The organism is Dethiobacter alkaliphilus AHT 1 (assembly GCF_000174415.1).
Classification (GTDB): domain Bacteria; phylum Bacillota; class Dethiobacteria; order Dethiobacterales; family Dethiobacteraceae; genus Dethiobacter; species Dethiobacter alkaliphilus.
The window spans coordinates 12481-25757 of the sequence record NZ_ACJM01000002.1; the positions used below are offsets into that span (position 1 = coordinate 12481).

At 51.1% G+C, this 13277-nt stretch carries 13 protein-coding genes and 1 pseudogene; all 14 read left to right on the forward strand.

The features are described from left to right. Positions 1-67 precede the first annotated feature (67 nt). The 14 genes and pseudogenes from scfA to DEALDRAFT_RS02185 all read left to right on the forward strand — a co-directional run bounded on the left by scfA (position 68) and on the right by DEALDRAFT_RS02185 (position 13165). On the forward strand, positions 68-223 hold the full coding sequence (scfA, locus tag DEALDRAFT_RS16370) for a six-cysteine ranthipeptide SCIFF (protein WP_008514424.1): 156 nt from the start codon (positions 68-70) through the stop codon (positions 221-223). Positions 224-399: 176 nt separating this feature from the next. Then, positions 400-1755 (forward strand): thioether cross-link-forming SCIFF peptide maturase, encoded by a 1356-nt coding sequence (gene scfB / locus DEALDRAFT_RS02135; RefSeq protein ID WP_243441125.1) that lies wholly within the window; start codon positions 400-402, stop codon positions 1753-1755. Positions 1756-1761: 6 nt separating this feature from the next. Continuing rightward, positions 1762-3099: a replication-associated recombination protein A gene (locus DEALDRAFT_RS02140; protein WP_008514427.1), complete on the forward strand. Its 1338-nt coding sequence runs from the start codon at positions 1762-1764 to the stop codon at positions 3097-3099. Beyond that, complete coding sequence (locus DEALDRAFT_RS02145; protein ID WP_008514429.1) at positions 3092-3715, forward strand: IMPACT family protein; 624 nt, start codon at positions 3092-3094, stop codon at positions 3713-3715. The genes DEALDRAFT_RS02140 and DEALDRAFT_RS02145 overlap by 8 nt, the downstream gene beginning before the upstream one ends. A gap of 27 nt (positions 3716-3742) precedes the next feature. Further along, positions 3743-4843 (forward strand): tRNA 2-thiouridine(34) synthase MnmA, encoded by a 1101-nt coding sequence (gene mnmA, locus DEALDRAFT_RS02150; protein WP_008514431.1) that lies wholly within the window; start codon positions 3743-3745, stop codon positions 4841-4843. Between the two features lie 17 nt (positions 4844-4860). Then, positions 4861-6099, forward strand: coding sequence for a competence/damage-inducible protein A (locus tag DEALDRAFT_RS02155; protein WP_008514433.1), 1239 nt, complete (start codon positions 4861-4863; stop codon positions 6097-6099). A 4-nt stretch (positions 6100-6103) separates the two neighbouring features. Then, the gene (locus DEALDRAFT_RS02160; RefSeq protein ID WP_040378330.1) at positions 6104-7570 is read left to right on the forward strand and encodes a metallophosphoesterase family protein; all 1467 of its coding nucleotides are present in this window, start codon (positions 6104-6106) and stop codon (positions 7568-7570) included. Positions 7571-7629: 59 nt separating this feature from the next. Then, positions 7630-8154 (forward strand): annotated as a pseudogene (thpR, locus tag DEALDRAFT_RS17195) (RNA 2',3'-cyclic phosphodiesterase); the annotation flags it as partial. Positions 8155-8262: 108 nt separating this feature from the next. Then, positions 8263-9288, forward strand: a complete 1026-nt coding sequence (gene recA / locus DEALDRAFT_RS17200) for a recombinase RecA (protein ID WP_040378355.1) — start codon at positions 8263-8265, stop codon at positions 9286-9288. Next, positions 9285-9749: a regulatory protein RecX gene (locus tag DEALDRAFT_RS02170; protein WP_008514438.1), complete on the forward strand. Its 465-nt coding sequence runs from the start codon at positions 9285-9287 to the stop codon at positions 9747-9749. Before recA ends, DEALDRAFT_RS02170 begins: the two co-directional genes overlap by 4 nt. Positions 9750-10016: 267 nt before the next feature. After that, a complete protein-coding gene (gene rny, locus DEALDRAFT_RS02175; RefSeq protein ID WP_008514440.1) occupies positions 10017-11558 on the forward strand; it encodes a ribonuclease Y in 1542 nt (513 codons plus the stop codon). Between the two features lie 20 nt (positions 11559-11578). Next, the gene (locus DEALDRAFT_RS16805) at positions 11579-11752 is read left to right on the forward strand and encodes a hypothetical protein (RefSeq protein WP_153246587.1); all 174 of its coding nucleotides are present in this window, start codon (positions 11579-11581) and stop codon (positions 11750-11752) included. 3 nt (positions 11753-11755) lie between these two features. Then, on the forward strand, positions 11756-12274 hold the full coding sequence (locus DEALDRAFT_RS02180; protein WP_008514442.1) for a hypothetical protein: 519 nt from the start codon (positions 11756-11758) through the stop codon (positions 12272-12274). A 105-nt stretch (positions 12275-12379) separates the two neighbouring features. Beyond that, on the forward strand, positions 12380-13165 hold the full coding sequence (locus tag DEALDRAFT_RS02185; RefSeq protein WP_008514444.1) for a TIGR00282 family metallophosphoesterase: 786 nt from the start codon (positions 12380-12382) through the stop codon (positions 13163-13165). The last annotated feature ends 112 nt before the right edge of the window (positions 13166-13277 follow it).

Sequence of the window (13277 nt, forward strand, 5' to 3'; positions counted from 1 at the left end):
GTCTAACTTTACCGCTATTACCATCTATGCTATAATCGTACTGTAATATGTGAGGAGGCGAAAAATTGTGGAAAAGAAACATATTCTGACCGTTAATCCCGATGCGGCCAAAGCATTTGCAAAAGGCACCGGCTGCGGCGAGTGCCCCACATCCTGTCAGTCTGCCTGCAAGACTTCCTGCACGGTGGCCAACCAGGTTTGCGAGAGAGAATCTGAGCAGTAAGAGTAAAAAAAGTAGTCGCAGACTACTTTTTTTTGTACCGGCAGGAAAATTATAACGCTTTGCAGCTAGCAAAGCTGCAGCAGAAACCGGTACTGAAAGCGCGCGTTGAGGAAACCGAATAAGCGCGCCTTTCTTGTAGGTATAACATATTAACAGAGGAATGTGGTGTGTGTTTTATGGGTATGGTGCATACGTTTGAGATGCATGGATTGAAGTTGGCATTGGATGTGGAGAGCGGGGCTTTGCATGTGTTGGACGGGCCCGGTTTTTTAGCAGTGGAGAAGTTGGCGCAGGGACTGGCAGTAGACGATGTGCAAAAGGAAGCTGCATCTGAGTTTGGCGAGGAAACTGCCCGACAGGTTATGGCTGAGATTTGTGAGCTGCAGGAAAAGGGGTTGTTATTCAGTGAGCCTCGAGAGGTGGATTTGTCTTCCGACGGAGTTGTAAAGGCGCTGTGCCTGCATCTGGCCCATGACTGTAATCTGCGCTGTAAATATTGTTTTGCCGGTGAAGGGCATTACGGAGGTAACCGCGGGCTGATGCCTTTGGAGACGGCAAAAAAAGCGGTGGACTTTCTGCTGGAGAAGAGCAAGGGCAGAAAGCATGTGGAAATAGATTTTTTTGGCGGTGAGCCGCTTCTTAATTTTCAGGTTTTAAAAGATACGGTGGAGTACGGCAAAGCCCGGGCCCAGGAAATGGGCAAAGTGCTTAAGTTTACGGTGACCACCAATGCGCTGCGCATGCCCGGTGAAGTGCTGGAGTATCTGAACCGGGAGGGGATGAGTATTGTCCTTTCCCTGGACGGCAGAGAAGAGGTGCATGACCGGATGCGGGTGCTGCCCGGCGGGGGTAAGAGCTGGCAGCGGGTATTAGAGAACTGCAAGGCGGTGGTTAAGGGCCGCGGCGGGGATAACTATTACCTGCGGGGTACTTATACCCGGCATAACCTGGATTTCAGCAAAGATATAGATGTGATGATAGAAGAAGGGTTTGATCGTATCTCGCTGGAGCCGGCGGTATTGTCTCCTGAGGCCGCCGAGGCGCTGCAAAGTGAAGATGTACCTGTTTTGGAGAAAGAATATGAAAAGCTGGCCCAAAAGCTTTGGCAGCGGGAAGAGCAGGGGGAGAAGGTCTTCTTTTTCCACTTTGAGCTGGATCTGCACCAGGGGCCCTGTGCCAAAAAGCGGGCTCAGGGTTGTGGTGCCGGCGCTGCCTACCTGGCGGTGACACCGGAGGGCAGTTTGTATCCCTGTCACCAGTTTGCCGGGGATGAGGATTTTTGCTGCGGTCATGTGGACAGTGGTGTTAAGGACGGACTGCTGACACGTTTTGCCGCGGTGGATTCGGCCAATAAGGAGGCCTGCCGGGACTGTTTTGCCCGTTTTTTCTGTGGCGGGGGCTGTCATGCGGCGGCTTGGAGTATGAATCAGGACATGGAGAAACCCTATGAGTTGGGCTGTACTCTGCACAGGAAACGGGTGGAGTGCGGTTTATATTTACAGGCCAAAAGAATGCTGGCCTCGATTGGATGAGGTAAAATGGATATTTTCACCCATCGTGAAGAAGAGGAACTGAAAAAACACGGACCCCTGGCTCTCAGGCTGAGGCCCAAAACCCTCGAAGGGTTTGCCGGGCAGACGCACCTGGTGGGTGAGGGGAAACCGCTGCGCCGTTTAATAGAAAGCGATGTGCTGTCCTCACTGCTTTTTTACGGTCCGCCGGGAACGGGAAAAACCACTTTGGCGGAAATCATCGCAGAGAAGACCAACGCGGCCTTTGTGCGGGTGAATGCGGTCTCTTCCAGTGTCAGTGAACTGCGAAAAGAGATGGAGGCGGCCAGAAACCGCCTGGCTCAGGAGGGTAAGCGGACAGTTCTTTTTGTGGATGAGATTCATCGTTTTAACAAAGCACAGCAGGATGCGCTTTTGCCGGCGGTGGAAAAAGGGATTGTGGTTTTAATTGGCGCCACCACAGAAAACCCTTACTTTACCGTCAATGCTCCACTGTTGTCCCGGATGCGTATTTTTCCTTTTGAACCCTTGTCTGCTGAAGACGTCAGGGCTTTATTGGTACGGGCTCAATCTGAGCCGGAAGCAAGGCTTGAGACGGTGGAGTTCACCGACGAGGCACTGGATCATCTGGCCATGATGGCCAACGGTGATGCCCGCACCGCCTTAAATGCGCTGGAGATGGCGGCAGCTTTGGCGTCCCCCGGAGAAGACGGCAATAAAGAGGTGGACATCACTCTGGTGGAGGAGGCCGTGCAGCGGCGGGCCGTGGTGTATGACCGGGACGGTGACACCCATTATGATGTGATTTCCGCTTTTATCAAGTCGGTGCGGGGCTCTGACCCGGATGCGGCGCTGTACTGGTTGGCGCGGATGCTGGAGGCGGGGGAAGACCCGCTCTTTATTGCGCGGCGGCTGGTGATTCTGGCTTCGGAGGATATCGGCAATGCGGATCCTCACGGACTATTGGTGGCGGTGGCCGCAGCGGATGCGGTAAAGATGATTGGCCTGCCGGAAGGGCGGATAACCCTGGCTCAGGCCACAACGTATCTGGCCTCAGCACCTAAGAGTAATGCGGCCTACATGGGGATTAACAAAGCGCAGTCTTTGGTGAAGAAGCGTCCCGGAGACCGGGTGCCGACTCATTTGCGCGATGCTTCCTACAGCGGGGCAAAAAAGATGGGCTACGGTAAGGAATACCGCTATCCCCACGATTATCCCGGCAATTTTGTGCCGCAAAATTACCTGCCGGACGGTATGAAGCGCCCGGGTTTTTATAAGCCCGGTGATAACGGCTATGAGCGCTCCATTAAGGAAAGGCTACAGCGTTGGGACAGAGAGCGAAAACAGGGTGAGCAGGATGAGTGATAGCTTCACTACTGTGGCCAGGAATGTGCGGGTAAAGATTGCCGTGGGCGCCTGCCGCTTTATTGCCAGTGTGGCCAAGACGGAGACCGAAGCCGAAGCCAAAGCTTTTATTGAAAAGGTCAGCGGTGAGTTTGCCGATGCTACCCATAATGTTTATGCTTACCGGATAGGTGTGGGTGATGGAGCGGTTTCTCGGCAAAGTGATGACGGTGAGCCGGCGGGCAGTTCCGGATCACCCATGCTGCAGGCACTGGAGAAAGCCGGGCTAACTAATGTGACGGTGGTGGGCACACGGTATTTTGGTGGTGTGAAGCTGGGTATCGGCGGGCTTGTCCGGGCCTACCGCGCCTGTGCGGAAGCAGGGCTTGCCGAGGCCGGAGAAAAAACGGAAGTATTTAAGGAAGTTATTAAAATTCTGGTTTCCTATGATTTGCTGGGCAATGTAATTCGCGAAATCGGCGCAGTTGATGGTGAAGTAGACGGCGTTGATTATCAGGAAAACGGAGTTTGTGTAACCTGCCTGCTGCCGCTTACAAAGGTGGAAACTTTAAAGGCGCAGCTTGTGGAGTCAACACGGGGCAATGTTACGGTGGAAATTGGTCATAATAACAGGTAGTGTTTGTGCGGAGGGAATGATGGAGTCTTGAAAAAAAATAATCGGGTTTTAGTGGCTATGAGTGGTGGTGTGGACAGTTCCCTGTGTGCTGCACTGCTAAAAGAGCAGGGTTATGAGGCCATTGGGGTCACCATGCGTCTGTGGGTGTCACCGGACTTTGAAGATGAAGCCAAGCATTCGGGCCGGGGCTGCTGCTCGCTTTCGGCGGTGGATGATGCGCGCCGGGTGGCGGATAAAATGGAAATGCCCTTTTATGTTCTTAACTTTAAAGAATCGTTTCGCACCCAGGTGGTGGACTATTTTGTTGATGAATACCGGCGGGGACGTACTCCTAATCCCTGTATTGCCTGTAACCGGTATCTGAAATTTGATTTACTGTTAAAAAAGGCCTTTGAGCTGGAAGCGTGGTATGTGGCCACCGGCCATTACGCCCGCGTTGAATATGATGAGAGCCTGGAACGGTTTCGCCTGAAAAAGGCGGCGGATGCCCGAAAAGACCAGACATACACCCTGTATAACCTGACGCAAAAGCAGCTGGCCCATACCTTGTTTCCCCTGGGCGGCTTTCTAAAAAGTGAAGTGCGGGAAATGGCAGCCAAGTATGGCCTGGCGGTGGCCGATAAGCCGGACAGCCAGGAAATCTGCTTTATTCCCGATGATGATTATAAACGTTTTTTACGGGAAGAAACCGATGTGGAGTCAAAGCCCGGACCCATTCTGGATTTGGACGGGAACCGGTTGGGCACCCATCAGGGTTTGGTTAACTATACCGTGGGCCAGCGCAAGGGCCTGGGGATAGCGGTGGGCCGCCCTATCTTTGTGGTGGAGTTGGATGTGGAAAATAATACGCTGATTGTGGGGGATGACCGGGATGTCTTCTTCCGGGCGCTGGTGGCTGATGACCTTAACTTTATCCTCATTGATGAATTAAAGGAGCCGCGGCGGGTCATGGCCAAAATCCGCTATCATGCCAAAGAAGTGCCGGCACTGCTGTCGCCACTGCCCCACGGGCAGGCCAAGCTGGAATTTGATGAGCCGGAACGGGCGGTAACGCCGGGGCAGTCCGTTGTTTTTTATGAAGGTGATGATGTGGTGGGCGGCGGTATTATTCAGCAGGCCATCCGCTAAAAAGTGAGGCGATCCAGATGAAAACAGAAATTATAGCGGTGGGAACGGAGCTGCTTTTGGGGCAGATTGCCAACACCAATGCCCGCTTTATCTCCGAGGAGTTGGCTAAGCTGGGCATTGACGTCTTCTGGCACACCGTGGTGGGGGATAACCCCAGCAGGGTAAAACAGGCTTTTCGCCTGGCGCAGACCCGTGCCGACTTAATAATTTTTTCCGGCGGCCTGGGTCCCACCATGGATGATTTAACCAAGGAAACAGTGGCTGAAGTTTTGGGGCTGGAAATGGTTAAAGATGAAGCCTGGGAGGCTTATCTGGAAGAACTGTTTGCCAAAATGGGGCGGAGCATGACCGATAACAACCGTAAACAGGCTCTGCTGCCCAAAGGCGCCAGGCTTTTGGAAAATGATCACGGTACTGCGCCGGGAATCTGGCTGGAGGACAACGGAAAAATTGTGGTGCTTTTACCCGGCCCGCCCCGGGAGTTGGAACCGCTTTTTCGTGATAAGGTGGTGCCGCTTTTGCCGCAGGGAAACTGTGTCATATTATCCCGTGTGCTTAAAGTTGCCGGCCTGGGGGAGTCAGCCCTGGAGGAGAAGATCCATGATTTGGTGGTGGAGCAGACTAACCCCACCATTGCCCCGCTGGCTAAGTATTCGGAAGTGCATCTGCGCCTGACGGCCAAAGCGGAAAGTACAGAGGAAGCCCAAAAGCTGCTGGACAAGACCGAGGGCAAGCTGCTTACCCGTTTGGGCGAGGCGGTTTTTGGGCGGGACGAGGAAACCATGGCTATGGCGGTGGCACGGCTTTTATGGAAGCGCAACCTTACATTTGCGGCGGCTGAATCATGTACCGGTGGATATCTGTCGCATATCATGACCAATATTGCCGGCAGCTCCGACTATTTTCTGCAGGGACAGGTTACTTACAGTAACCGGGCAAAGACGGACCTGCTGGGAATAAACCCCGTTTTAATCCGTGATTATGGTGCGGTATCTGAAGAAGTGGGCCGGGCTATGGCGGAAAACATCCGCCGTCGTTCAGCCGCCGATGTGGCGGTGGGCATCACCGGCGTGGCCGGTCCCACCGGAGGCAGTGACCAAAAGCCGGTGGGCCTGGTTTTTATTGCTTTGGCAACTCCCCAAGGCGTCTCCTGTAGAAGGTTTAATTTTTTCGGAAACCGGGAGACTATAAAGGAACGGGCGGTGATGGCTGCACTAAACATGCTCCGCCTGTACCTTCTTAATCTAAACGGGTGATTTTTTGAATATTCAGGATCGCCGGCAACTGGTGGCCTTGGTTTTGCTGGCCGTCGTAGGCATGCTGGCTTTTGTCAGTTTATTTAGCAGTTATACCACAGTGATCGATGCTTTTCAGTTGGAAATGGACCTGATGATTTTTGATCATGGTTTTACCGAGTTGTCCATGCCGCCGCTTGGCCTGGTTCGGGCACAGACCCATATGCCTCCTTTAATGTTTAGGGTAACACTGACCAATATTAATCTGGATAAACTGCAGGCGGTTCTGGAGAAAGCGGAGGACCAGGAATACCTGGACGGACTAAAGGACACCACACAGAGACAGATTAACATTTTTCTGGTACGTTTATTGGCTTTAGCTTTTGTGGGAGGTTTGGCCGGTCCTTTTATCTTTGGCGAGCGGGATCGAAAGCGGCTCTTGATCGCCGGCATGATAGGAATGGTGGTGCTGGGCATCCTGCTTGTGTCAGCTTATGCCACCTTTGAGCCCATGGCATTTATGTATCCGGAGTTTGAAGGAATTCTGGAAGCTGCGCCCTGGATGTTTGGCTTGCTGGAAGAAACATTGTTTCGGGTACGGTCGCTGGGCGAGCAACTACAGTTAATTGCAGCTAACATGAGTATCCTTTTTGAGCAGATAGAACGGCTGGAACCGTTGGGTACTGTGGAGGGCGAGCTAAAGGTGGCTCACGTATCGGATCTGCACAACAACCCGGCGGGGATGGATTTTATTAAGCAGGTAGTGAGAACCTTTGACATACATCTGGTTATAGATACCGGCGATATTACCGATTTTGGCACCCAGATTGAGGCGGGTCTGGCCGCTCCCATTGAGTTGTTTGATATACCATATATCTTTATACCCGGAAACCATGATTCGCCCGATGTTGTTAACCGGGTACAGGCTATTGACAATGTGACGGTGCTGGAAGAAGGGCAGATTGAAGTTCTGGGCCTGCGGGTGGCAGGGATTACAGATCCTTCTGCCGGAGATTCGGGCATGGTGGTGCCCGCCGACTATGTTCTGGATGAGTTTGCCGACAGGTTGCAGGCAGTTATTGATGAGGCCGACGAAGCACCTCATGTGGTTACCGCTCATCACCCGCGCATTGCCCGCAGATTTTTGGGCCAGGTTCCGGTGATTTTAACCGGACACTTGCATCAGGTAGATATCACCGAACGGGACGAATCGGTGCTAATTAATGCCGGTACTACCGGGGCGTCGGGAATCCGTGGGTTACAGGCCAGGCAGGAGACGCCGTTTTCTCTTGTCCTTCTCCATTACGGACGACAGGCCGAAGGGGAGCTGTACTTAAAAGCTGCCGATGTGATTCGGGTATTTCAGCTGCAAAGCGGCTTCTCCATGGAACGCCATCTGTTTGGCTCAGTAGCCATTGATGACGGCGAGCTGGAGTTTGAAATACAGGAAGAAGATACAGAACAGGAGACAGAAGATATAGAAGAACCATAATCCTGCTGCGGCAGGATTTTTTGCTTAGGTGATTAATTAGTAGATACGGAGGTTTTGCCATGGCCAGAATTTTTTTTGCGATAAATTTATCCGCCCACATAAGGGAGGAGCTGACAAAGCTTCGTTTGCGTATCCCTGCCGATAAAAAAGCCATGAAGTGGGTTGCTGCGGAAAACCTGCATCTTACACTGCAATTTATCGGTGAAGTGGGTACAGAAGAAATGGCGTCTATGCTGGAAAAAGCGCAGGCCGCGGCTAAGCGGTGCCGTCCCTTTGAGTTAGAGGTTCGCGGCTTGGGCGCATTTCCCAACCCTGCCCGCCCCCGGGTAATCTGGGCCGGTGTTACAACGGGACGTGAGCAATTAATTAACTTGGCTGAGCAGTTATCTGTTGTCCTAGACAGCAAACCGGATAAACCCTTTGCTCCACATCTGACGTTGGGGAGGGTGCGGGAAAACCATAAAGTTAATCTGTCTCAGTTCTTACAGGAAGAAGCCCAGACACGGGTAGGCAATATGGCGGTGGACCGTTTCTCTTGTGTCCAGAGCACATTGACACCCCGGGGGCCTGACTACCGGGTTGTGGAAGAATTTATTCTGGATTTAAATTTTTTTTTTCAGAGGCAGGATTTTCCGTTCCCGAAGCGAAATTATTCACAGGGAACAAATGTTTGGTTAGGAGGTTTCAATAACATGATGGAAAAACAGAAGGCCCTGGAAATGGCCTTAATGCAGATTGAAAAACAATTTGGTAAGGGTTCGATTATGAAGCTGGGTGATTCGGGCGGACGGATGAACCTGTCGGTGATTCCCACCGGCTCGCTGGCGTTGGATGTTGCCCTGGGAGTAGGTGGATTTCCCCGTGGTCGGGTGATTGAGATTTACGGGCCCGAATCTTCCGGTAAAACAACGGTGGCGCTGCACGCCATTGCCGAAGCACAGAAGTCCGGTGGTTTTGCGGCGTTTATTGATGCCGAACATGCACTGGATCCTGTCTATGCCCAGAGATTGGGTGTAAACATTGATGAACTCCTGGTATCCCAGCCGGACACCGGTGAACAGGCTCTGGAAATTGCCGAATCTTTGGTGCGCAGCGGAGCCATTGATGTGGTGGTTGTGGACTCGGTGGCAGCTCTGGTCCCTAAAGCGGAAATTGAAGGGGAGATGGGAGATTCGCATGTGGGGCTGCAGGCACGGCTTATGTCGCAGGCTCTGCGCAAGCTTTCCGGCGCCATTTCCAAGTCTCATACCACCGCCATCTTTATTAACCAGATCCGGGAAAAAGTAGGCGTAATGTTTGGCAATCCGGAAGTTACACCCGGCGGCCGCGCACTGAAGTTTTATGCGTCTGTGCGCATTGATGTGCGCCGCACCGAAACATTAAAACAGGGTAACGAGGCGGTGGGTAACCGTACCCGTGCCAAGGTGCTGAAAAACAAAGTGGCGCCACCCTTTAAACAGGCTGAGTTTGACATTGTCTACGGTGAGGGGATTTCCCGGGAAGGAACCCTGTTGGATTTGGGCTGTGACATGGACCTGGTGCAGAAAAGCGGTGCCTGGTTCTCCTTTGGCGACGACCGCCTGGGCCAGGGCCGGGAAAACGCCCGCCAGTTTTTAAAAGAGAACCCGGATATCGCCCTGACCATTGAAAGAAAAATCCGGGAAGCTTATGGCCTGCCCACTGTGGCTGTAGAAGCGGAGCAAACTGACAAAGCATGAGTCAGGAAATAACGCTTAAGCGGGCACGGGGTATTGCTTTTAAAATGCTGGGATTTCGGGCCCGCACCTGTCACCAGGTGCGGGCTGCCCTGTTAAAAAAAGGAGCACCGGAAGCTTTGGCAGCAGAGGTGATTGATGAACTGCTGGAAGCAGGGTACTTAAATGACAGGGAATTTGCACAAAACTATTTGTCGGTGCGACTGGAGCAGAAAGCGCACGGGCGGCGCTACTATCTTGCCAAGCTTTGCCAGGCAGGTGTGGACACCCAGTTGGCAAAAGAGGTGCTAGAGGAAGTTTATACTAAACATCAGGAAGAGGAACAGGCCATACGCTTTGTGGAGCGCCTCCGCCAGCGGGGGGAAACCTGCCCGCAAAAAATCCTCAGAAAGCTGGCAAACCGTGGCTTTTCCGCCTCTGTGTCCCGTTCTGCCCTGAATGAGGAAAATTATCCGCCGGAATGACCGCTTTAGCCACGCTTGTCTTGACATAAACTTTTAAAAAAGATACAATTTAAGGCAGAAACAGATAAAGTGTGGGACTGATAAAGAGTAAGCGGCCTCTGGCCTGTTCATATATATCTTTTACTGGTTAAAAAAGCAATAAGTTCGCCCAGTTAAGATTCGTATGTGCCTCTTTATAGCTGTGTGCCCACACAGCTTTCTTTGTTTTCTAAGGGAAATTCTAATTTATGTTTCAACTAACGCTATGTAATAGGGAGGTGAATATGCTTGGATACTATTTTTGTGATTCTTATTGCTGTAGTTGCTGCCGTTGTCGGTGCCGGTATTGGTTATATGGTCCGGAAGCAAGCTGCCGAAAGTAAAATCGGCTCTGCTGAAGAAGCCGCCAAAAACATTCTCGAGGAAGCGGAGAAACAGGCGCAGGCAGCCAAACGGGAAAAAATTATCGAGGCAAAAGAAGAAGTCCATAAGCTGCGCAAGGATTTGGAACAGGAGAGCCGTGAGCGTCGTGCTGAATTTCAGCGCAACGAAAGGCGACTGGTACAAAAAGAAGAAGCGCTGGACAAGAAAACAGCGTTTATGGAGCGCAAGGAAGACGAACTGAAAAGCAAAGAGCAAGGCATTGCTGCAATCCGTGAAAAAGCGGAAGAAGCACTGGAGCAACAGCTGGCCGAGCTGGAACGTTTGTCCGGAATGACTTCCGATGAAGCCAAGGAAATCCTGCTTTCCCGTGTTCGGGAAGAAGTTAAGCATGAAATGGCCATGATGATTAAGGAAATCGAAGGTCAGGCAAAAGAGGATGCGGAGAAAAAGGCACGTCATATTATTACGTACGCCATTCAGAAGTTTGCCGCCGACCACGTTTCGGAATCTACCGTCTCTGTAGTTTCTTTACCCAATGATGAAATGAAAGGGCGGATTATCGGCCGGGAGGGCCGCAATATCCGAACCTTGGAAACGCTGACGGGTATTGACCTGATTATTGATGATACCCCTGAAGCGGTTATTCTTTCCGGTTTTGACCCCATTCGCCGTGAAGTTGCCAGGATTGCCCTGGAAAAACTGGTCTCAGACGGCCGGATTCATCCGGCGCGCATTGAGGAGATGGTGGAAAAAGCCCGTCAGGAAGTGGATGTCCGCATTCGCGAAGAAGGCGAACAGGCCACCTTTGACGCGGGAGTACATGGCTTGCATCCCGAACTGGTAAAACTGTTGGGACGTTTGCGCTACCGTACAAGTTATGGTCAGAATGTACTCAAACACTCCATTGAAGTATCCCATCTGGCCGGCGCTATGGCTGCCGAACTGGGACTGGATGTTAAGTTTGCCAAACGGGCAGGATTGCTGCATGATATTGGCAAAGCAGTGGACCACGAAGTTGAAGGACCTCACGTTACCATTGGTGGCGATTTGGCCAGAAAGTACAAAGAATCGCGTGAAATTGTCAACGCCATTGCCGCACACCATGGCGATGAAGACTTCCTCACGCTGGAAGCTGTCTTGATTCAGGCCGCGGATGCGGTTTCTGCCGCCAGACCCGGTGCACGTCGGGAAACACTGGAAGCTTATATCAAGAGGCTGGAAAAGCTTGAGGAGATTGCCGATTCCTTTGAAGGTGTGGATAAGGCATATGCTATTCAGGCCGGCCGTGAGATTCGAATCATGGTAAAACCTGAAAAAGTTGATGACCTGGCCAGTGTGAACATGGCCCGCGAAATTGTGCAGAAGGTTGAAGACGAGCTGGAGTATCCCGGGCAGATTAAAATTACGGTGATTCGGGAAACCCGGGCCGTGGATTATGCAAAATAGAAAACAATCAGGGCGGAGCTTTGGCTTCCGCCCGTTGTTTTTTTTATACTGCGGCAGCAAATGCTGCTGCGGCCTATGCCTTTAATGTCTATCCAGAAATTGCAATGATGAAGTTGTGTAATTATGAAGGATTTTATTCTATCGATATTGAATTAATCTTAACTTGTGATAATCTTTTGTCGGAGGAAGTGTAATCTGTGGTCAAAGCTAAACAACAAACAAAACAGGACGCCTATACTACAAATCTGCTTATTTCTTTGCTGATGCGTTTTCCGGAAATTATGTCCATTAATTTCAATATGCCGGACGACCACGCAAAGTTTACGTTTATTTTGGTCGGCAGTGTAAAAAAAGATGATTTTGCCGGGTTCACCGCGCTGCTGGATGAATCCCTTAGTGCTTTTCAGGAGTTGACGGGGGAAAGCTTTGTTTTGGAACCTAAACTGCAGCGTACCGGAAAACTGTCTTTGCTGGAAGTAAGCTGCTGTACCACCTCACTTTCGCTGGAAGCTATTCAGCTCTTATGCGGTGTGGTTTCCGGCACCTTTGCCCAGTCTCTTTTACAGGACGGCAATACGCTGGAAACTATTCATGATGAAGAGATGGTTCGCCAGGAAGAAATTATTGATTATTTGCTGACTCACAGCACTGGGGCTAAAAAGGACAACCTGTTGGCTTTTCGTGAGTCAGGTAAAGTATTCGTATACGATAAATAATCAGGAGTATAATTAGAAGGCTGTGAATGCAGCCTTTTTCCGTATATTTCACAGAAAAATATGGAAAACTGCTAGTTGCGAGAATTTTAAGTGAGGTGTGATTCTATGCGTATTCTTATGATCGGTGATGTGGTGGGCCGGCCCGGGCGTCATTGTGTTCGGGATCTGCTGCCCAGGGTTAAGGAAAACTATTGCGTTGACTTCACGGTGGCCAACGGTGAAAACCTGGCTTCCGGAACCGGCTTTAATGAAAAGACAGCCAATGAGCTGTTTGGTTACGGTGTTGATGCTCTGACCATGGGCAACCATGTTTGGGATAAGAAAGAAGGAGTTGCCTACATAAACCGGGACAGCCGCATTGTGCGGCCTGTAAATTATCCGCCTGGTACGCCGGGACAGGGTTATGCTGTTTTTGCGTGCAAAGGAGTAAAGATAGGGATTGTAAACGCCAACGGCCGTGTTTTTATGCCTGCCCTGGATTGTCCGTTTCGCCGGGTGGAAGAAGCGGTAAAAGAGCTGCAGGCTGAAACAAACTGCCTTCTGGTAGACTTTCATGCAGAAGCCACGTCGGAGAAAATTGCCATGGGCCGTTTTCTGGACGGAAGTGTATCTGCTGTGGTGGGGACCCATACCCATGTTCAGACTGCGGATGAACGTCTTCTAAGCAATGGAACCGCATACATCTCTGATGTGGGAATGACCGGGCCGTATGAGTCGGTTCTGGGAATTGACCCGGAAATTGTGATAAAAAAGTTCAGGACCCAGCTGCCCGCCCGGTTTGAAGTATTAGACAAAGGCGCAGCACAGTTTAATGCTGTAGTTATTGAGATTGACCCGCAAACCGGCTATGCGGTGAGCATCGAGCGGATTTTTGATATTCACCAGCTATAAAGTAAAAAAAGCTTTTAATTACAAAAAATTACTGATTTAGGCAGGACTTTTCTGAATAGCGCTGAATTAATATAATAGTTAAAGTTATCAGAAAAATCAAAAAATCAGGAGG

Bases quoted from the DNA above. Each gene is read 5' to 3' on its own strand.
- DEALDRAFT_RS02140 (WP_008514427.1), top strand. From the start codon at position 1,762: ATGGATATTTTCACCCATCGTGAAGAAGAGGAACTGAAAAAACACGGA.
- DEALDRAFT_RS02155 (WP_008514433.1), top strand. From the start codon at position 4,861: ATGAAAACAGAAATTATAGCGGTGGGAACGGAGCTGCTTTTGGGGCAG.
- DEALDRAFT_RS02170 (WP_008514438.1), top strand. From the start codon at position 9,285: ATGAGTCAGGAAATAACGCTTAAGCGGGCACGGGGTATTGCTTTTAAA.
- DEALDRAFT_RS02145 (WP_008514429.1), top strand. From the start codon at position 3,092: ATGAGTGATAGCTTCACTACTGTGGCCAGGAATGTGCGGGTAAAGATT.
- recA (WP_040378355.1), top strand. From the start codon at position 8,263: ATGATGGAAAAACAGAAGGCCCTGGAAATGGCCTTAATGCAGATTGAA.
- scfB (WP_243441125.1), top strand. From the start codon at position 400: ATGGGTATGGTGCATACGTTTGAGATGCATGGATTGAAGTTGGCATTG.
- DEALDRAFT_RS02185 (WP_008514444.1), top strand. From the start codon at position 12,380: ATGCGTATTCTTATGATCGGTGATGTGGTGGGCCGGCCCGGGCGTCAT.